This is a genomic window from Pseudomonas sp. ZY71 (genome assembly GCF_036542145.1).
Classification (GTDB): domain Bacteria; phylum Pseudomonadota; class Gammaproteobacteria; order Pseudomonadales; family Pseudomonadaceae; genus Aquipseudomonas; species Aquipseudomonas koreensis_A.
In genome coordinates this window covers 5,590,322-5,608,842 of record NZ_CP144274.1, presented here as the reverse complement: position 1 = coordinate 5,608,842, position 18,521 = coordinate 5,590,322, and the positions used below count along the sequence as shown (strand labels likewise).

17 protein-coding genes and 2 tRNA genes are annotated in these 18,521 nt (G+C 58.8%); 9 read left to right on the top strand and 10 right to left on the bottom strand.

Features of this window, described 5'->3' with window-relative positions; genetic code table 11:
• Nucleotides 1–36 precede the first annotated feature (36 nt).
• Together VY732_RS24850 and VY732_RS24845 are read left to right on the top strand one after the other, a co-directional pair.
• Nucleotides 37–1,146, top strand: coding sequence for a DUF2817 domain-containing protein (locus tag VY732_RS24850; RefSeq protein WP_331692153.1), 1,110 nt, complete (start codon nt 37–39; stop codon nt 1,144–1,146).
• Between the two features lie 274 nt (nt 1,147–1,420).
• Nucleotides 1,421–1,906, top strand: coding sequence for a helix-turn-helix domain-containing protein (locus VY732_RS24845; protein WP_108226008.1), 486 nt, complete (start codon nt 1,421–1,423; stop codon nt 1,904–1,906).
• A gap of 68 nt (nt 1,907–1,974) precedes the next feature.
• Here the strand turns inward: VY732_RS24845 and VY732_RS24840 are convergent.
• Both VY732_RS24840 and VY732_RS24835 read right to left on the bottom strand, forming a co-directional pair.
• Nucleotides 1,975–2,051: transfer RNA gene (locus VY732_RS24840), tRNA-Met, on the bottom strand.
• Nucleotides 2,052–2,166: 115 nt separating this feature from the next.
• A complete protein-coding gene (locus VY732_RS24835; protein WP_331692151.1) occupies nt 2,167–4,224 on the bottom strand; it encodes a methyl-accepting chemotaxis protein in 2,058 nt (685 codons plus the stop codon).
• Nucleotides 4,225–4,557: 333 nt separating this feature from the next.
• Between VY732_RS24835 and VY732_RS24830 the strand changes: the two genes are divergently transcribed.
• Complete coding sequence (locus VY732_RS24830) at nt 4,558–5,775, top strand: MFS transporter (protein ID WP_077574525.1); 1,218 nt, start codon at nt 4,558–4,560, stop codon at nt 5,773–5,775.
• Nucleotides 5,776–5,960: 185 nt separating this feature from the next.
• Here VY732_RS24830 and ychF read toward each other — a convergent pair whose 3' ends face one another.
• The 8 genes from ychF to VY732_RS24790 form a co-directional block, all read right to left on the bottom strand.
• Entirely contained in the window at nt 5,961–7,061 is a 1,101-nt protein-coding gene (gene ychF / locus VY732_RS24825; protein WP_034156038.1) for a redox-regulated ATPase YchF, read from the bottom strand.
• Nucleotides 7,062–7,083: 22 nt separating this feature from the next.
• Nucleotides 7,084–7,668, bottom strand: coding sequence for an aminoacyl-tRNA hydrolase (pth, locus tag VY732_RS24820; protein ID WP_008079560.1), 585 nt, complete (start codon nt 7,666–7,668; stop codon nt 7,084–7,086).
• A gap of 171 nt (nt 7,669–7,839) precedes the next feature.
• Nucleotides 7,840–8,439, bottom strand: coding sequence for a 50S ribosomal protein L25/general stress protein Ctc (locus VY732_RS24815; RefSeq protein WP_038360906.1), 600 nt, complete (start codon nt 8,437–8,439; stop codon nt 7,840–7,842).
• Nucleotides 8,440–8,581: 142 nt separating this feature from the next.
• The gene (locus tag VY732_RS24810; RefSeq protein WP_003171603.1) at nt 8,582–9,523 is read right to left on the bottom strand and encodes a ribose-phosphate pyrophosphokinase; all 942 of its coding nucleotides are present in this window, start codon (nt 9,521–9,523) and stop codon (nt 8,582–8,584) included.
• A 45-nt stretch (nt 9,524–9,568) separates the two neighbouring features.
• Nucleotides 9,569–9,643, bottom strand: a tRNA-Gln gene (locus VY732_RS24805).
• 36 nt (nt 9,644–9,679) lie between these two features.
• Nucleotides 9,680–10,531: a 4-(cytidine 5'-diphospho)-2-C-methyl-D-erythritol kinase gene (gene ispE / locus VY732_RS24800; RefSeq protein ID WP_331692114.1), complete on the bottom strand. Its 852-nt coding sequence runs from the start codon at nt 10,529–10,531 to the stop codon at nt 9,680–9,682.
• Between the two features lie 3 nt (nt 10,532–10,534).
• Nucleotides 10,535–11,152 carry a lipoprotein insertase outer membrane protein LolB gene (gene lolB, locus VY732_RS24795; RefSeq protein ID WP_034156035.1) on the bottom strand — a complete coding sequence of 206 codons (618 nt, stop codon included), beginning with the start codon at nt 11,150–11,152 and terminating at the stop codon, nt 10,535–10,537.
• Between the two features lie 3 nt (nt 11,153–11,155).
• Nucleotides 11,156–12,880 (bottom strand): tetratricopeptide repeat protein, encoded by a 1,725-nt coding sequence (locus VY732_RS24790; protein WP_077574522.1) that lies wholly within the window; start codon nt 12,878–12,880, stop codon nt 11,156–11,158.
• 182 nt (nt 12,881–13,062) lie between these two features.
• Between VY732_RS24790 and hemA the strand changes: the two genes are divergently transcribed.
• The 6 genes from hemA to VY732_RS24760 all read left to right on the top strand — a co-directional run bounded on the left by hemA (nt 13,063) and on the right by VY732_RS24760 (nt 18,423).
• Nucleotides 13,063–14,349: a glutamyl-tRNA reductase gene (hemA, locus tag VY732_RS24785; protein WP_007951716.1), complete on the top strand. Its 1,287-nt coding sequence runs from the start codon at nt 13,063–13,065 to the stop codon at nt 14,347–14,349.
• On the top strand, nt 14,346–15,428 hold the full coding sequence (prfA, locus tag VY732_RS24780) for a peptide chain release factor 1 (protein ID WP_077574521.1): 1,083 nt from the start codon (nt 14,346–14,348) through the stop codon (nt 15,426–15,428). The genes hemA and prfA overlap by 4 nt, the downstream gene beginning before the upstream one ends.
• Entirely contained in the window at nt 15,429–16,259 is an 831-nt protein-coding gene (gene prmC / locus VY732_RS24775) for a peptide chain release factor N(5)-glutamine methyltransferase (protein WP_331692109.1), read from the top strand. It abuts the gene before it with no gap.
• Nucleotides 16,253–17,008 carry a molybdopterin-synthase adenylyltransferase MoeB gene (locus VY732_RS24770; RefSeq protein WP_077574519.1) on the top strand — a complete coding sequence of 252 codons (756 nt, stop codon included), beginning with the start codon at nt 16,253–16,255 and terminating at the stop codon, nt 17,006–17,008. Before prmC ends, VY732_RS24770 begins: the two co-directional genes overlap by 7 nt.
• On the top strand, nt 17,001–17,792 hold the full coding sequence (murI, locus tag VY732_RS24765; protein WP_137219422.1) for a glutamate racemase: 792 nt from the start codon (nt 17,001–17,003) through the stop codon (nt 17,790–17,792). The genes VY732_RS24770 and murI overlap by 8 nt, the downstream gene beginning before the upstream one ends.
• 112 nt (nt 17,793–17,904) lie before the next feature.
• The gene (locus VY732_RS24760; protein ID WP_016987213.1) at nt 17,905–18,423 is read left to right on the top strand and encodes an acyloxyacyl hydrolase; all 519 of its coding nucleotides are present in this window, start codon (nt 17,905–17,907) and stop codon (nt 18,421–18,423) included.
• Nucleotides 18,424–18,521 lie beyond the last annotated feature (98 nt).

The window sequence follows — 18,521 nt, the reverse complement described above, 5'->3', positions numbered from 1 at the left end:
TACAGGTAAAGGCATAAAAATCACAAGAGGCCAAGAATGCACAGCGAGTTCCCCTCCGAATCCAGCTACCGCGGTCAACGCGAACAGTTCATCGCCGCCGCCAACGCCGCCGGCGCCACGCTCACCTCCTACGCCCATCCGCGTTGCGGGCCATTCGGCGAACCCCTGAACACCGACGTCGCCGTGCTCGGCGATCCACAGGCCAAACGTCGTCTGGTAGCACTCAGCGGTACGCACGGCGTCGAGGGCTATTACGGCTCGGATTGCCAGATCGATTGGCTGAAGGCATTCGTACCGGGCTCGCTGCCCAAGGATGTCGCGGTGGTCATGGTGCACCTGATCAACCCATGGGGCATGGCTTGGTTACGGCGGGTCAACGAAGACAACATCGACCTCAACCGCAATCACCTCGATTTCACCGGGCCGCTACCGGATAACCGCGCTTACGCCGCACTGCATGAAATCTACGCCTGCACCGATTTGCACGGCCCCGAGCGCCAACTCGCCGATGCCCTGCTCGATGCGCAGATCAACCAACACGGCTGGCCGGCAGTGATGTCGATTGTCGAGGGCGGCCAGCACAGCCATCCCGACGGCCTGTTTTACGGTGGCCGCGCGCCGAGCTGGTCGAACCGCACGCTGCATCAAATCATCGAAACGCATCTGGCTGGCGCTGAAACCGTGATGTGTTTTGACCTGCACACTGGCGCCGGCGAATACGGCCATCCGATGTTGCTGACCATCACCCAGGCTCCGTACCCGGCACTCGCGCAAGCCCAGGCGATTTATGGTCCATGGCTTTACACGCTGCACACTGGCGCCGACACCTTGAGCGAAACCGGAGTGGCAGCGACGGCTACCGGGTACACCTCGCAGGCGTTGCTCAATGCTTTACCGGACGTGCAGTTGATGCCGTTCGTGATCGAGTGCGGGACTTATCCGGGGCCGGATGTGCATCGGCATTTGCGTGATGACCATTGGCTGCATTTGCATGGCGATCCGCTGGATGCGATGGGGCGCGAGATCAAACTGAATCTGCTCGAGCAGTTCTATCCAACTGATCCGGACTGGCGCGCAATGGTCGGTTTGCGCACTCGGCAGATCTGGGCGAAGGGGTTGTCGGCGCTGGGTAACTGGTCGCAGTAAATCATCAGTACCTTGGCTGTCGGCACTTTCCTCCAGGCACAAAAAACGGCTCACTTTGCGGTAAGCCGTTTTTTTGTATTTGTGGTGCGCGATCTACTTCATACCTGGATCGAACCCGTTTCCTACAGCGTTTTTTCAACCAGATCGCTCGGTACCGATTCTGTCGAATGAAAAGGCATTTCGCGCCTGTAGTACCTCGCCCCCGATCTAGCGGTTGTTCTGTATTTCTCCTACAGACTTTTCAGGTCGACAACTTACGCACCGCTGACTGAGGATGTTTTCTGTTGTTTTTCCAGGATGGATTTCAGATGAAAAGGATGAGTCCGTTGCCAATCAACTCTATTTTCAGTCGGCCATTGTCATGAGCATTTCCAATGAGGACCGCGATTTTCTGGTGGCGATGGGCAGTCGCATTGCTCACTTACGCACAGTGCACGAGATCACACAGACTCGGTTTGCACGGGCTTTAGGTCTTTCCCGGCAAACCTTTCAGGGCTACGAGGAGGGCACGCGCAGCATGCCGGTCACGACACTGGTGAAGATGGCATTTGCGCTGCGCGTGCCTGTTGAAGACCTGCTCGGGGTTCCCTCGTACACGGAGACGCCCAGACGCAGCTTGACCTCGACGTGGTATCGACGGCTGCAGTCAATCAATGAGCTTTCGAAGGTCCAGCAGAAGGTTATTGCGCAGATGCTCGACGCACTGATCGCACAGGCAGCTACCAAAGCGAGCAACGAAGAGAAGGATATTTTGAAGTAACAGATTACCGAGACTTTTCTCGAGGCATAAAAAAACGGCCTACCTTTCGGTAAGCCGTTTTTAGTACTTGGTGGCTACACAGGGACTTGAACCCCGGACCCCAGCATTATGAATGCTATGCTCTAACCAACTGAGCTATGTAGCCAAGTGGCGCGCATTATTCCCCTGAAATGGAAAAGCGTCAAGCGTAAATTTAAAATATTTCTTCTTATTTTCAACCGCTTATCCTCCAGCCCGGAAAATCCGGGCCGGGCAGGGCTTCAACGCAGCTGAAATCTTGCCGTATTGGCGCTCAAGGCGTGGCTGCCCTGACTCAGGGTATCCGCCGCGAGGTTCACCGCCCGTGCGCCTTCAAGCAAACGCACGGCCGCCTGATCGACCTGCTGGATATTGCCGCTGACTTCGTCGGCGGTACTCGCTTGCTCCTCAACCGCTGTGGCGATCTGCGCCAACGTGTCGGTAACGCTTTGCACGGCGCTGGCGATTTCTCCTAAACGCTCACCGAGACCGGTGACCGACTCGGCATCGGTTTGCGCCTGGCCGCACGCGGCTTCCATCAGGCTCACCGCTTCGTTGACCGTAGCGCGCAGGCTGTCGACCGTGCCGGCGATTTGCGCGGTAGACGACTGCGTGCGTTGCGACAGGCTGCGCACTTCATCGGCGACCACGGCGAAACCGCGTCCTTGTTCACCAGCTCGCGCGGCTTCGATGGCCGCGTTGAGCGCGAGCAAATTGGTCTGTTCGGCGACGCCACGAATGGTGTCGACGACCAATTGAATCTGCTGGCCTTGCTCGTTGACCCGGCCCAGCGCTGCAGCAGTTTCGTTCAAACGCTGATTGAGCTGTTGAATACTCGCGGTGGTGCGCTGGCTGTCGCGGCTGCTGTCGGCGGCGATGCGCCGGGTGTGCTGAGCGCTGCCGGAGGCCTGCTCGCAACTCTGCGCCACACCTTGCGAGGTTGCGGCCAATTGCGTGGCAGCAGCGGCGATCTGGCTGATCTGCAACTGCTGCGCTTCGACTTCGCCGAGGGCGCCGCTGGAATGCTCATTGAGGCTGCGCACGGCGTTGCTCAGTTGCGAGGTTTCGTGATCGACACCGAGCATGCTCGTGCGCAGTTGCACGACGGCAACGTTGAGCGCAGTGCTGATTGCCGCCAGTTCGTCGCGGCCCACCACCGGCACTTGCAGGCTGAGGTTGCCGTCACGCAACGCTTCGGCGAGCAGGGTGATGCCGCTGGCGCTGCGGCGGATCGAGGCTTGCAGGCAGACAAACAGGTACAGCGCCGCGAGCAGCAGGCAGCCGAAGATGGCTGCGACGATGATGAACTGACGGATTGCTGAGCTGTGGTAGGCGTCGAGGCGCTGATCCAGCGACACCAGCGATTGCTGGCGCAGGGCGGCGAGGTCGCTCAGCATGGCGTCGAGGCTGCGTTCGAATTCGTCCGGCTTGAGCGTGATGCTGCCGCCGAACACGCCGTCATCAAGGACCTTCAGGCCGCTGTCGAGGCGTTTCAGGCTGTCGTGGTATTGGCTAGCCCAGCTCTGCTGATCTTTCGGCAGGCGTGCCTCGAGCAGCGTGGCGGTTTTCACCAGTTGCTCGCGGGCATCGCCGATGCGGCTGCGCAGGTCACGCAACTGCAAACGGCTTTGCAGAGTGAATTGGCCGGAGACGACCGAGGCTTGGCCGACTGCTGCGAGACGTCCGACGCGTTCGATCAGGTCCGGCGCGTGCTGCGTGGAAATTTGTGTCAGCAGATAGGTTTCCAGCCACGGCGCGAGGGTCAGGCGATTGTCCATGACGATTTGTTCGCGCAACGCTTGCAGGGCGCTGAGGGCGTTGGTGAAGCGGTCGTAACCGTCCGGCCACCAACCGACGCTGCTGAGGCTTTTCGAGTCCAGGCTGTTGAGCGCGGTTTGCAGTGCTTGATAGCGGGTGAGGGTTTCGCCTTCGGCACCTTCGTTTTTCAGTGCGTTGCCCAAATCGGTGGTGGCTTGCAGAACTGCCGGTTGTACCGCGTCGAATGCACCCATGGCGGCGAGCGTGGCAGGCGTCGGTTGGCGATTGGTTTCGGTGGCGCGCCAACGGGCGGCACGGTCGCGTTGCGCGGCGAGCAGGTTGTCCAACGCATCCAGCGCAAGCAACTGCCGCACGCCAGCGCGTTCGCCGGAAATCAGATTGAGTTTGTCGCGATAGTCCTGGCCGATCATCAACAGGCTGCCGGCCAACGGCAGAATGAACAACAGAAACAACAACTGGAATTTACCTGCGAAGCCAAACCGCCCCAGCAAATTGATCCCCGGTGAAAGGAAAGCCTGCATGCCCCATGACTCCTCTGGACACCACGCACCAATGGCGTGCATCGCGGTCGTGCGACCTGGATGTTGTGCCCTGCTAAAAGGCCTCGAAAGTTCACTCTCGCCCGCTCTGTAGGCCGGCTCTGTAGCGAAACTTCCCATTGTCGGTCGCCTTTGTAAGGCGCCCGCGTTCAAGGGGAGAAGCAAGGCAAGATTCAGACCATGGCGTTGCGCTATCACTTTGCAGTCGACGACCAGTCAGTTAGTTAGCTGGCTAAGGGGATGGCGCTGGCGCACCGAAAAATGGCACATTGACGCACCTGCCTGCGTGCACCCATCTGCTGTCCGGAAACTTTCATGGCTATCAGCAACGTTCAGACCGCCGCTGCCTCGGCGCCCGCTGCTCCGCAAAGCAGCCCATTGGTGATGCGTATCATCGGCGCGGTGGCGTTGGCGCATTTGATCAACGACCTGATCCAGTCGGTGCTGCCGTCGATCTATCCGATGCTCAAGGCCAATTACGGCCTGACGTTCACCCAGGTCGGCCTGATCACTTTGACCTTTCAACTGACTGCGTCGCTGTTGCAGCCGTGGGTCGGTTATCACACCGATCGGCATCCGAAACCCTGGCTGTTGCCGGCGGGGTCGATTTGCACGTTGATTGGCATCGTGATGATGTCGATGGTCGGCAGTTTCCCGTTGATTCTGCTGGCGGCGGCGCTGATCGGTATCGGCTCCTCGACGTTCCACCCTGAGGCTTCGCGGATTGCCCGACTGGCTTCGGGCGGCCGCTTTGGGTTGGCGCAATCGACCTTCCAGGTCGGCGGTAACGCAGGTTCGGCCTTCGGCCCGTTGCTGGCGGCGGCGATCATCATCCCGTTCGGCCAAGGCAATGTGGCGTGGTTCGGCTTGTTCGCGGTGTTTGCGCTGTTCGTGCTGTACCGCATCAGTCGCTGGTATGCCCATCACCTCAATCTGTTCAAGCTCAAGGCCGGTCAGGCAGCGACTCACGGGCTGTCGAAGGGCAGGGTGACCAGTGCGTTGGTGGTGCTGGGGCTGTTGGTGTTCTCCAAGTATTTCTACATGGCCAGCCTCACCAGTTACTTCACCTTTTACCTGATCGAGAAGTTCGACTTGTCGGTGGCCAGTTCGCAGCTGCACCTGTTCCTGTTCTTGGGCGCGGTGGCGGCGGGGACGTTCTTCGGCGGGCCGATCGGCGACAAGATCGGCCGTAAAGCGGTGATCTGGTTTTCGATCCTCGGCGTGGCACCGTTCACGCTGCTCATGCCTCACGTTGACCTGTTCTGGACCACGGTTCTCAGCGTGGTGATCGGCTTCATTCTGGCGTCGGCGTTCTCGGCGATTGTCGTGTACGCGCAGGAACTGGTGCCGGGCAATGTCGGGATGATCGCCGGAATCTTCTTCGGCTTGATGTTTGGTTTTGGCGGGATTGGCGCGGCGCTGCTCGGGCATCTGGCGGATATTCACGGGATTGAGTACGTGTATTATCTGTGCTCGTTCCTGCCGTTGTTTGGCGTACTGGCGATATTCCTGCCGCGCACCAAAAAGCCCTGATTCACACATTTTCCATTGTAGGAGTGAGCCTGCTCGCGATAGCGGTGTGTCAGTCAGCACATCTGTAGCTGATAGAACGCTATCGCGAGCAGGCTCACTCCTACAGGGGATTGGTGGTGTGGCGGACAATGTCTCAGGCACAAAAAAGCCGCGTATCAAACGCGGCTTTTTCTTGGGCATAACGCTTACACGTTGAAGCGGAAGTGCATCACGTCGCCGTCCTTGACGATGTAATCCTTGCCTTCCAGACGCCATTTACCGGCTTCTTTGGTGCCGGCTTCGCCCTTGTACTGGATGAAGTCGTTGTAGGCGATCACTTCGGCGCGGATGAAGCCTTTCTCGAAGTCGGTGTGGATCACGCCGGCAGCCTGAGGTGCGGTGGCACCGACTTTGACGGTCCAGGCGCGGACTTCTTCGACACCGGCGGTGAAGTAGGTCTGCAGGTGCAGCATTTCGTAGCCGGCGCGGATCACGCGGTTCAGGCCAGGCTCTTCCAGGCCCAGGGCCTCGAGGAACATGTCCTTCTCTTCGCCGTCATCCAGTTCGGCGATTTCCGCTTCGATCTTGTTGCAGACCGGAACGACCATCGCGCCTTCTTCTTCGGCAATGGCGCGAACCACGTCCAGGTGCGGGTTGTTCTCGAAACCGTCTTCAGCGACGTTGGCGATGTACATGACCGGTTTGGTGGTCAGCAGGTGGAAGCCCTTGATCACCGCTTTTTCGTCGGTGCTCATGTTCTTCATCAGGCTGCGTGCCGGCTTGGCTTCGGTGAAGTGCGCGATCAGTTGCTCAAGCAGAGCCTTCTGAACCACGGCGTCCTTGTCACCACCCTTGGCGTTACGCGCGACTTTCTGCAGTTGCTTCTCGCAGCTGTCGAGGTCGGCGAAGATCAGTTCCAGGTCGATGATTTCGATGTCGCGCTTCGGGTCGACGCTGTTGGAAACGTGGATCACGTTTTCGTCTTCGAAGCAGCGCACCACGTGAGCGATCGCGTCGGTTTCGCGGATGTTGGCGAGGAACTTGTTGCCCAGGCCTTCACCTTTCGAGGCGCCGGCAACCAGGCCTGCGATGTCGACGAATTCCATGGTGGTCGGCAGGATGCGCTTCGGATTGACGATGGCCGCCAGGGCTTCCAGACGCGGATCCGGCATCGGCACGATGCCGCTGTTCGGCTCGATGGTGCAGAAGGGGAAGTTCTCGGCCGCGATACCGGATTTGGTCAGGGCGTTGAACAGGGTGGACTTGCCGACGTTAGGCAGGCCGACGATGCCGCAATTGAATCCCATGGTGTTTCCCCTCGGAGTAGAGTCAGGCCTTCTGGCTGTGCAGGTTTTTCATCGCGCGGTTCCATTCACCGGCGAGGATATCCGGCAGCACGCCGAGGGCAAAGTCGATGCTGGCATCGAGTTTTTCCTGTTCGGCGCGTGGCGCACGACCCAGGACGAAATTTGAAACCATACTGGCGACGCCCGGGTGGCCAATGCCAAGCCGCAGGCGGTAGAACGTATTCTGATTGCCCAGTTGCGCAATGATGTCGCGCAACCCGTTGTGACCGCCATGGCCGCCGCCCTGCTTGAGCTTGGCAACGCCCGGAGGCAAGTCGAGTTCGTCATGCGCCACCAGAATTTCTTCAGGCTTGATGCGGAAGAAACCGGCGAGTGCCGCCACGGCCTGGCCGCTGCGGTTCATGTAAGTGGTGGGAATCAGCAGACGAACATCCTGACCCTGATGCGAATAGCGCCCGGTCAGGCCAAAATATTTGCGATCGGCCACAAGATTCACATTCTGTGCGTGGGCGATGCGCTCAACAAAAAGGGCCCCTGCGTTATGCCGGGTCTGGTCGTATTCGGCGCCTGGATTTCCCAGGCCAACGATCAGTTTGATGGCAGTCACGATAGGGGCCCTTCCTTTGAGTGGTGAGTAACATCGCCGCGATCAGGCAAAGCGGCGAAAGTGGACGAAAAATGCTCATTTACCATGGATGTAAACTCCGCGTTCTCGCCCGCTTTCTCGCTACGTTCCAGTCCGCGATGTTACTTGCTCACTCAGGCATGACAGAGTGAATTACTCTGCTGCGCCTTCTTCAGCTTCTGGAGCAACGCGTGGAGCGTGTACGTTTGCAACAGCTTTGTCGTCACCGTGAGCCAGTGCAACGAACTCAACGCCTTTAGGAGCTTTGAGGTCGGACAGGTGGACGATTGCGCCGATTTCCAGAGCCGACAGGTCGACTTCGATGAACTCAGGCAGATCTTTCGGCAGGCAAGTTACTTCGATTTCGTTCAGGACGTGCGAGATCTCGCCGCCTTTCTTGATCGGAGCTTCTTCACCAACAAAGTGCACAGGCACGATAGCGGTCAGTTTCTGGCCGGCTACGACGCGTACGAAGTCAGCGTGCATGACGTGACCCTTGGACGGGTGACGTTGCAGAGCTTTGATGATGACGTTCTGCTTTTTGCCGCCAACGTTCAGTTCGATAACGTGGCTGTAGGCAGCTTCGTTTTCGAGCAGTTTGGCAACTTCTTTGGCCAGCATGCTGATGGATTCAGGGGCTTTTTCGCCACCGTAAACTACAGCTGGAACCAGGCTAGCGATACGACGCAGGCGGCGGCTCGCACCTTTCCCCAGGTCGGAACGCACTTCAGCATTCAGAGTAAAATCGTTCATTTTGTATCTCCAAAATAGCCATGACCGGAGTGGCGTTTGCGACCAGCGCCAAACACGGTATGGGCAAAAAAGCCCCGCCCCGGCAGGAATGCCGGGGCGGGGCGCTTTTCGTCAACGAGACATTTCGCGAAGGGCAGGGCCCTTAACGGAACATCGCGCTGATCGATTCTTCATTGCTGATGCGGCGAACCGCTTCGGCAACAACCGGTGCGATATCCAGTTGACGGATACGTGCACAGGCTTGTGCTGCAGCGGACAGCGGGATGGTGTTAGTCACCACCAGCTCGTCCAGCACGGAATTTTCGATATTCTCGATGGCCCGACCCGACAGCACAGGGTGTGTGCAGTAGGCAAAGACCTTGGCTGCGCCATGCTCTTTCAGGGCCTTGGCCGCGTGGCACAGAGTGCCGGCGGTATCGACCATGTCATCGACCAGAATGCAGGTACGCCCTTCGACATCACCGATGATATGCATCACTTCAGAGTGATTGGCTTTCTCACGGCGTTTGTCGATGATCCCGAGATCCACGCCCAGGGATTTGGCAACGGCACGTGCACGCACGACGCCACCAATGTCCGGGGAAACGATCATCAGGTTTTCGAAGCGCTGATCTTCAATGTCATCCACCAGAACCGGGGAGCCGTAGATGTTATCTACCGGAATATCGAAGAAACCCTGAATCTGGTCAGCATGCAGATCAACCGTGAGAACACGGTCGATGCCGACTACGGTAAGCATGTCAGCAACGACTTTCGCGCTGATAGCCACACGTGCGGAACGCGGACGGCGATCCTGACGGGCATAACCAAAATAAGGAATAACAGCAGTGATACGAGTAGCCGAGGAGCGGCGGAAGGCATCAGCCATCACTACCAGTTCCATCAGGTTATCGTTGGTCGGAGCGCAAGTCGGCTGAATAATGAAAACGTCTTTACCGCGAACGTTTTCATTGATCTCGGCAGTAATTTCGCCGTCGGAGAACTTACCGACAGAGATGTCACCGAGAGGGATATGCAGCTGACGTACAACACGCCGAGCCAGATCGGGGTTAGCATTCCCCGTAAAGACCATCATCTTGGACACGCGCAGTACCTAGAGGCTGAGGGTAACCTGGATGAGTATAGAAAATGGCAGGGGCGGCTGGATTCGAACCAACGCATGGCAGGATCAAAACCTGCTGCCTTACCGCTTGGCGACGCCCCTGTATCTGTTGCATCAAGTGCCGAGCACCTGGTTCCTTTAGAGCAGACTTTGCAGCTTGCGGTGCAACATCGAAACGTTGCTGCCTTTGGCTACAAACCCTGTAAGGGTCTCTGTCAGAAGGGCCGAGACTTTATCAGCTTCAGCTTTGCTTGGGAAGCCCCCAAACACACAACTTCCAGTTCCGGTGAGTTTTGCTTCGGTAAATTTACCTAACAAATCCAATGCGTTACGTACTTCTGGATAACGCCTTGCAACCACCGGCAAGCAGTCATTTCGACTGTTTCCCTCGGGAACGGGGCGCACTTTAATGGGCGGCGTGTTACGTGTCAACAAAGGATCGGAAAAAATTTCTGCCGTACTAACAGAGACTTGCGGCACGAGCACCAGATACCACGGTTCTTCGGGATTCACCGGGGTGAGTTTCTCACCCACGCCCTCGGCGAAAGCCGCATGACCACGGACAAAAACCGGCACGTCGGCACCGAGCGTCAGGCCCAGCGTGGCCAGGCGATCTTCATCCCAGCCCAACTGCCACAAATGGTTCAGACCGAGCAAAGTCGTCGCCGCATTCGAACTGCCGCCACCGATACCGCCGCCCATGGGCAGGACTTTATCAATCCAGATATCGATGCCGAGCGAACAGCCGGACTGTTGCTGGAGCATTTTCGCCGCGCGCACGATCAGGTTGCTGTCATGCGGCACGCCAGCGAACTCGGTGTGCAGCTGAATCACGCCGTCATCGCGCACGGCAAAGGTGATTTCATCGCCGTAATCGACAAACTGAAACAGCGTCTGCAGTTCGTGATAGCCGTCTTCACGGCGCCCGAGAATGTGCAGCATCAAATTGAGCTTGGCCGGCGAGGGCAGGGTCAGGCGTGCAGCGGTCATGGGTTATTGCCCCAGCTTGCGCGGCTGCCAGGTCTTGATCACCAGCGTCACATCGAGGTCGGTGCCGTGCAGCTTGATGCGTTCCGGCAACCAGTAACCGTTTTGTTCGGTGTAGGCGGTGTATTCGACTTTCCAGCCATCCTGTTCCAGGCTGGCCAGGCGGCTGTCGGCATCCAGATTCAGGCGACTTTTACTGTCGGGAGCGGGCAGGCCACGCACCCACCAGGCCAGATTCGACACCGGCAGTTTCCAGCCGAGCTGTTCTTCGAGCAGGGCTTCCGGGGACTGAGATTCATAGCGGCCCTGGTTGGCGACTTCCAGCGAGACCTTGCCCGGACGTCCGGTCAAGCGTGCCGCACCACGACCCAGCGGGCCGGACAGACGAATGTCGTAATAGTCCTGACGTTGCAGCCAGAACAGCGTGCCGCTACCGGAATCTTTCGGCGCGCGGATGCCGATCTTGCCGTCGATCTGCCAGCCGTCGAGCCCGGTCAGTTGCTGTTTGTTCGCGGCCCATTGAGCTGGACTGCCGTGGCCCTCGACCGATTCGCGAGTGCCAAAACCCGAGCAACCGGCGAGCAGGGCGATGAAGCTGAAAACAATAACGTGGCGCAAAAACATGAGTTAAAGAGTCTCGGATCCGGTCAGGCGCTTGATGGTGCTGCGCAGAATGGTGCTGTCGGGCTGATCCTTGAGGAATTTGCCCCAGATTTGTTTGGCTTCACGCTGGTTGCCCTTGGTCCACAACACTTCGCCCAGATGTGCGGCGACTTCGTGATCCGGGAAACGCTCCAGCGCCTGACGCAGATATTTCTCGGCGTCATCCAGATTGCCCAAGCGGTAATTCACCCAGCCGAGGCTGTCGAGTACGGCCGGGTCTTCCGGGTTGATCTGGTGTGCCTGCTCGATCAGCGTTTTGGCTTCAGCGTAGCGCGTGGTGCGATCGGACAGAGTGTAGCCCAGAGCGTTGAGCGCCATGGCGTTGTCCGGATCACGCTTGATGATCAGGCGCAGGTCTTTTTCCATTTGCGCCAGGTCATTGCGCTTTTCCGCGAGCATCGCCCGGGTGTAGAGCAGATTCAGATCGTCCGGGTATTGCAGCAAGGCTTGCTGCAAGACTTTCCACGCCTTGTCGTCCTGTTTGTTGGCCGACAGGGTTTCCGATTCGATCAGGTACAGCTGAATCGCGTAGTCCGGTTGCTCGTCGCGCTGGGCGGCGAGTTTGCTTTGCGCTTCAGCGGTTTTGCCGTTGTTCATCAGAATATCGGCCTGACGCAATTGCGCTGGCAGATAGTCATTGCCCGGGCCGACCTGGGCGTACTCGATGAGGGCGCCTTGCGGGTCGTTGCGTTCTTCGGCGATGCGACCGAGGTTCAGGTGCGCCGAATCGACGTGGCTTTCACGGGCGATCAAGTCTTCCAGATAACCCTTGGCTTCATCCCAGGCTTTGGCTTCCAGGCAGACCAATGCCAGCGAGTAGCGCAGTTCGTCGTCTTCCGGGTATTGCTGCACAAGGCTGGAGAACTCGGCTTTGGCGTCGTCCATGCGGTCTTGTTCGACCAGCATGCGTGCGTAAGTCAGGCGCAGGCGTTTGTCGTCCGGATACTTCTTGATGCTTTTCTGCAGCAGTGGCAGCGCTTCGTCGCCTCGGTTGAGAATTTGCAGCAGGCGCGCGCGCAGCAGAATCGGCGCGATCTCGCCGTCATCCGGCGGATTGTCTTCGAGCAATGCCAGCGCGGCTTTGTTGTCGCCGTCCTGTTGCAAGAGCAGGGCTTTGCCGAAAATCAGCTGGCTGTTGTTCGGATGACGCTGCAACAAACGGTCAAAACTCTTCATCAGACCGTTGCGGGTTTCCTGATCGGTATCCGCTGCCGACAGCGCGAGGAAGTCGAAATGGGTGTCGCCCTTGCCCTGCAGGACTTTCTCCATATAGACCATCGAGTCGTCATAACGCCCGGCGCGCGCCAGTTGCACGGCAGCGGCGCGTTGCGCTTCGAGGTCGTCCGGGGCGTTTTTCGCCCAGATCAGCGCGGTATCGAGGGCCGGTTGATCGGCACCCAGATATTCGGCGATACGGAATGCGCGTTCGGAGACGCCCGGATCCTGCGTATTGATGGCCTGGGTCACGTAGTTATCCAGGGCAATGTCGAAACGATTGCGCTGGCCGGCGAGTTCGGCGCTCAACAGGCTGAAAACGGTTTCCTCGCTGAACGAGCTGTAAACCTTGGGCTTTTCAGGCGCAGGCGTGGTGTCTTCAACCGACGGCGTACCGTCCGGCGAAACGGGAGCCAAGGCCTGGCAGCCGCTGAGGAAGACAAAAGCGAGGAGCAACGCGGAAGATCTATTCATATAGGAAGAGGACGACTAACCTGCGGTCGGATCATCATGACACAAGCCTTCGGCCAAACATAACCGAGACTCAATTGTGCCCATTATAGGGGCTGACGATTGGGACAATAGTCAGCGGTAGTTGTTCTGAATCTTTCGAAGGTGGACAATTGCCGGCTTCACGTCACCATCAGCGACCTTGAATGGCCTTCCTTGCACTCGGTATCAACCACAAGACTGCTTCAGTAGACGTCCGCGAGCGCGTGGCTTTTACTCCTGAACAGCTGGTGGAGGCCTTGCAGCAGCTCTGCCGACTGACCGACAGCCGCGAAGCCGCGATCCTCTCCACCTGCAATCGCAGTGAGCTTTATATAGAACAGGATCAGCTTTCTGCCGATATCGTGCTGCGCTGGCTGGCCGACTATCACCATTTAAGCCTCGATGAGCTGCGCGCGAGTGCTTATGTGCATGAAGATGATGCGGCAGTTCGTCACATGATGCGCGTCGCCTCCGGGCTCGACTCGCTGGTGTTGGGCGAACCGCAGATTCTCGGCCAGATGAAATCGGCCTACGCTGTGGCCCGCGAGGCCGGCACCATCGGCCCGCTGCTGGGGCGACTGTTTCAAGCAACGTTCAATGCCGCCAAGCAGGTGCGCACTGACACCGCCATCGGTGAAAACCCGGTATCGGTGGCGTTTGCCGCCGTCAGCTTGGCGAAACAGATTTTCAGTGATTTGCAGCGCAGCCAGGCCTTGCTGATCGGCGCCGGCGAGACCATCACCCTGGTCGCCCGCCATTTGCACGAGCTGGGGGTCAAGCGCATCGTCGTCGCCAACCGCACGCTGGAACGCGCCAGTCTGCTGGCCGAACAGTTCGGCGCTCACGCGGTGTTGCTGTCGGACATCCCGGCGGAACTGGTGCGCAGCGATATCGTCATCAGTTCGACTGCCAGTCAGTTGCCGATTCTCGGCAAGGGCGCGGTTGAAAGCGCTTTGAAGCTGCGCAAGCACAAACCGATCTTTATGGTCGATATCGCCGTTCCCCGCGATATCGAGCCGGAAGTCGGCGAGTTGGACGACGTTTACCTTTATAGCGTCGACGATCTCCACGAAGTGGTCGCCGAGAACCTCAAGAGTCGCCAGGGTGCAGCCCAAGCGGCGGAAGAAATGGTTTCGGTCGGCGCTGACGATTTCATGGTGCGCCTGCGTGAGCTGGCGGCGGTCGATGTGCTCAAGGCCTATCGTCAACAGAGCGAACGCCTGCGCGATGAGGAGCTGCAAAAGGCCCTGCGCCTGCTAGCCAACGGTGGCAACGCTGAAGACGTGCTCGGGCAACTGGCCCGTGGCCTGACCAATAAACTGTTGCACGCGCCTAGCGTGCAACTGAAAAAGCTTTCTGCCGAAGGCCGCCTTGATGCGCTGGCCATGGCCCAGGAACTCTTTGCCCTTGAGGGCTCACCGGATAGCTTTTCGGATAAAAAACCGCAATGAAAGCGTCACTGCTCAATAAGCTGGATGTCCTCCAGGACCGTTTCGAGGAACTGACCGCGCTGCTTGGCGACGGCGAAGTCATTGCCGATCAGGCCAAATTCCGCGCTTATTCCAAGGAATACGCCGAACTCGAGCCGGTGGTACAAGGCTATAAAAAGCTGCTCAGCGTACAAAGCGATCTGGAGGGCGCGCAGGCGTTGCTCAAGGACAGCGACCCGGACATGCGCGAAATGGCCGTGGAAGAAGTCCGCGAAGCCAAGGAATTGCTGATCACCCTGGAAGCCGATCTGCAACGCATGTTGCTGCCCAAGGATCCCAATGACGGCCGCAACGTCTTCCTCGAAATTCGCGCCGGCACCGGTGGCGACGAGGCGGCGATCTTCTCCGGCGATTTGTTCCGCATGTACTCGCGTTACGCCGAGCGCCGTGGCTGGCGGGTCGAGATTCTTTCGGAAAACGAAGGCGAACACGGTGGCTATAAAGAAGTCATCGCGCGCATTGAAGGCGACAACGTTTACGGCAAGCTGAAATTCGAATCCGGCGCGCACCGCGTACAGCGCGTGCCCGCCACCGAATCCCAGGGCCGTATCCACACCTCGGCCTGCACCGTGGCGGTGTTGCCCGAGCCGGACGAGCGCGAAGCCATCGAGATCAATCCGGCGGATTTGCGCGTCGACACGTTCCGTTCCTCCGGGGCTGGTGGTCAGCACGTCAACACCACCGACTCGGCGATCCGCATCACCCATATACCGACCGGCACCGTCGTCGAGTGTCAGGAAGAACGTTCCCAGCACAAAAACCGTGCACGGGCGATGGCGTGGTTGTCGGCCAAGCTCAATGATCAGCAAACCGCAGCGGCGGCCAATGCGATCGCCAGCGAGCGTAAATTGCTGGTGGGCTCGGGCGATCGTTCCGAGCGCATCCGCACCTACAACTTTGCCCAGGGCCGGGTTACAGACCATCGCGTCAACCTGACCCTGTATTCCCTCGATGAAATTCTCGCCGGTGGCGTTGAAGCGGTGATCGAGCCATTGCTGGCCGAATATCAGGCTGACCAACTTGCAGCGATAGGTGAATAAATGACCATCATCGCCAGCCTGTTGCGCGCCGCCGAACTGCCGGACTCGCCCACCGCGCGTCTGGATGCCGAATTGCTTCTCGCCGCTGCACTGGGCAAATCGCGCAGCTTTCTCCACACCTGGCCCGAGCGCATCGTGCCGAGTGAAGCAGCGCTGACCTTTGCCGAATATCTGCAACGTCGTCGTGGCGGCGAGCCGGTGGCCTACATTCTCGGGCAGCAGGGGTTCTGGAAACTCGATCTGGAAGTCGCACCGCACACGCTGATCCCGCGTCCGGACACTGAATTGCTGGTGGAAGCGGCGCTGGAATTGCTGCCCGCGACCCCGGCCAAAGTGCTCGACCTCGGCACTGGCAGCGGCGCGATTGCTTTGGCCTTGGCCAGCGAGCGTCCGGCGTGGAAAGTCACCGCCGTGGATCGCGTACTCGAAGCCGTAGCTTTGGCCGAGCGCAATCGCCAACGTCTGCATCTGAACAACGCCACCGTGCTGAGCAGCCACTGGTTCAGTGCACTGGAAGGTCAGCGTTTCCAGTTGATCATCAGCAACCCGCCGTACATTGCTGCCGCCGATCCGCATCTGGTCGAAGGCGATGTGCGCTTTGAGCCGACCAGCGCGCTGGTTGCTGGTGAGGACGGGCTCGACGATCTGCGCTTGATCGTCGATCAGGCCCCGGATCATCTGGAGGCCGCTGGCTGGCTGATGCTCGAACACGGCTATGATCAAGCCGAAGCCGTACGCGATCTGCTGCTCACGCGTGGCTTTGAAGACGTCCACAGCCGCACCGATCTGGGCGGTCATCAACGCATCAGTCTGGGGCGCCTGCCGTGCTGAATGATCAGGAATTGCTGCGCTACAGCCGGCAGATTCTGCTGCAACACATCGACATCGACGGGCAATTGAAGCTCAAGGACAGTCGCGTGCTGATCGTCGGCCTCGGCGGTCTCGGTGCGCCGGTTGCGCTGTATCTGGCCGCGGCCGGTGTCGGCCAATTGCATCTGGCGGATTTCGATACCGTCGACCTGACCAACCTGCAACGCCAGATCATCCATGACACCGACAGCGTCGGCATGAGCAAGGTCGACTCGGCGCTCAAGCGTCTGGGCGCGATCAATCCCGAGATTGAACTGATCGCCCATCGTCAGGCGCTGGACGAGGATTCCCTTTCGGCTGCCGTGGCGGCGGTGGATCTGGTGCTCGATTGCTCCGATAACTTTTCCACGCGCGAAGCGGTCAACGCTGCGTGCGTGGCGGCGTGTAAACCGTTGGTCAGCGGTGCGGCGATTCGTCTGGAAGGTCAGCTATCGGTGTTCGACCCACGTCGTGCCGAGAGTCCGTGCTACCACTGTTTATATGGGCACGGCAGCGAAGCCGAACTGACTTGCAGCGAGGCCGGTGTAGTCGGGCCGCTGGTCGGCCTGGTCGGCAGTCTTCAGGCGCTGGAAGCGTTGAAAGTACTGGTCGGCTTCGGTGAGCCGCTGGTGGGTCGCTTGCTGTTGATCGATGCCCTCGGTTCGCGTTTCCGTGAGTTGCGCGTCAAGCGTGATCCGGGTTGCAGCGTCTGTGGTTCGCGCCATGCGTGAAGCGCCGATCGGCGTGTTCGACTCCGGTGTCGGCGGCTTGTCGGTACTGGCGGAAATTCAGCGTTTGTTGCCCAATGAATCGCTGCTCTATGTCGCCGATTGCGGGCACATTCCCTACGGAGAGAAAACCCCGGAATTTATCCGTCAGCGTTGCAGCGTGATGGCCGGTTTTTTCCGTGAGCAGGGTGCCAAGGCCTTGGTGCTGGCCTGCAATACGGCCACGGTTGCCGGCGTTGCCGATTTGCGTCGTGATTTTCCCGATTGGCCGATTGTCGGTATGGAGCCTGCGGTCAAGCCCGCCGCCGCCGCGACTCGCAGCGGTGTGGTCGGTGTGCTCGCCACCACCGGCACGTTGCAGAGCGCCAAGTTCGCCGCGTTGCTGGATCGCTTTGCCGCTGATGTACGCGTGATCACCCAGCCATGCCCCGGCCTGGTCGAGTTGATTGAAAGCGGCGATCTGCACAGCGCCGAGTTGCGTCAGTTGCTGCAAAGCTATGTCGACCCGCTGTTGGCCAGCGGTTGCGACACAATCATTCTGGGCTGCACCCACTATCCCTTTCTCAAGCCGATGCTCAAGTCGATGATCCCTGCGGACATCAGCCTGATCGATACCGGCGCGGCTGTAGCACGGCAACTTCAGCGGCTTTTGGCGGAGCGCGATTTGCTCGCTGCCGGCCCGAACCAAGCGGTCAGATTCTGGACCAGCGCTGATCCTGCCTACTTCAGAAACATCCTGCCGCTACTGGGCCAGAGTGCCGGCGAAGTGCAAAACTTCGACTTGTAAAAAAATTGTGAAATAACTAAAAAATCAGCTGAACTTCTAAGCAGGCGCTAGCTTCTATAGCGAAGAGTTATCTAGAAAACCAAACGATCGTTCCGGAAAAGGAAGTTTCAACGTGAAGCGACTATTCTGCTTGGCCGCGATTGCGGCCGCACTGATGGGGCAAAGTTTTACTGCACAAGCGGCAGGTGTTGAGTTCGCAGTGGGGGCCACCAGCGACTCGACCATGACGTACCGCCTGGGCATGAATTTCGACTGGGACAAGAGCTGGCTGCAAAGTGACGTCGGTCGCCTGACCGGTTACTGGAGCGGCGCCTACACCTACTGGGAAGGCGACAAGACCTCGAGCAACAACAGCCTTTCGTTCTCGCCGGTGTTTGTTTACGAGTTTGCCGGCCAGTCGGTCAAACCGTATATCGAAGCGGGGATCGGTGTGGCGGCCTTCTCTAACACCAAGTACGAATCCAACAATCTCGGCGGCTCTTTCCAGTTTGAAGACCGCCTCGGTTTTGGTCTGCGTTTCAATGGCGGGCATGAAGTCGGGATTCGGGCGACGCACTATTCCAACGCTGGTCTTGCCAGTGACAACGACGGTGTAGAAAGTTACTCGCTGCATTACACGATGCCGCTCTAAGCCGAGCGCATAACCCCTGTAGGAGTGAGCCAGCTCGCGATAGCGGTGTGTCAGTCACACATATATTGACTGACACACCGCTATTGCGAGCAGGCTCA

Excerpts from the sequence above, each read along its gene's own strand:
- VY732_RS24850 (WP_331692153.1), top strand. The coding sequence starts at position 37 with ATGCACAGCGAGTTCCCCTCCGAATCCAGCTACCGCGGTCAACGCGAA.
- VY732_RS24845 (WP_108226008.1), top strand. The coding sequence starts at position 1,421 with ATGTTTTCTGTTGTTTTTCCAGGATGGATTTCAGATGAAAAGGATGAG.
- VY732_RS24835 (WP_331692151.1), bottom strand. The coding sequence starts at position 4,224 with ATGCAGGCTTTCCTTTCACCGGGGATCAATTTGCTGGGGCGGTTTGGC.
- VY732_RS24830 (WP_077574525.1), top strand. The coding sequence starts at position 4,558 with ATGGCTATCAGCAACGTTCAGACCGCCGCTGCCTCGGCGCCCGCTGCT.
- ychF (WP_034156038.1), bottom strand. The coding sequence starts at position 7,061 with ATGGGATTCAATTGCGGCATCGTCGGCCTGCCTAACGTCGGCAAGTCC.
- VY732_RS24815 (WP_038360906.1), bottom strand. The coding sequence starts at position 8,439 with ATGAACGATTTTACTCTGAATGCTGAAGTGCGTTCCGACCTGGGGAAA.
- ispE (WP_331692114.1), bottom strand. The coding sequence starts at position 10,531 with ATGACCGCTGCACGCCTGACCCTGCCCTCGCCGGCCAAGCTCAATTTG.
- lolB (WP_034156035.1), bottom strand. The coding sequence starts at position 11,152 with ATGTTTTTGCGCCACGTTATTGTTTTCAGCTTCATCGCCCTGCTCGCC.
- VY732_RS24790 (WP_077574522.1), bottom strand. The coding sequence starts at position 12,880 with ATGAATAGATCTTCCGCGTTGCTCCTCGCTTTTGTCTTCCTCAGCGGC.
- hemA (WP_007951716.1), top strand. The coding sequence starts at position 13,063 with ATGGCCTTCCTTGCACTCGGTATCAACCACAAGACTGCTTCAGTAGAC.
- prfA (WP_077574521.1), top strand. The coding sequence starts at position 14,346 with ATGAAAGCGTCACTGCTCAATAAGCTGGATGTCCTCCAGGACCGTTTC.
- prmC (WP_331692109.1), top strand. The coding sequence starts at position 15,429 with ATGACCATCATCGCCAGCCTGTTGCGCGCCGCCGAACTGCCGGACTCG.
- murI (WP_137219422.1), top strand. The coding sequence starts at position 17,001 with ATGCGTGAAGCGCCGATCGGCGTGTTCGACTCCGGTGTCGGCGGCTTG.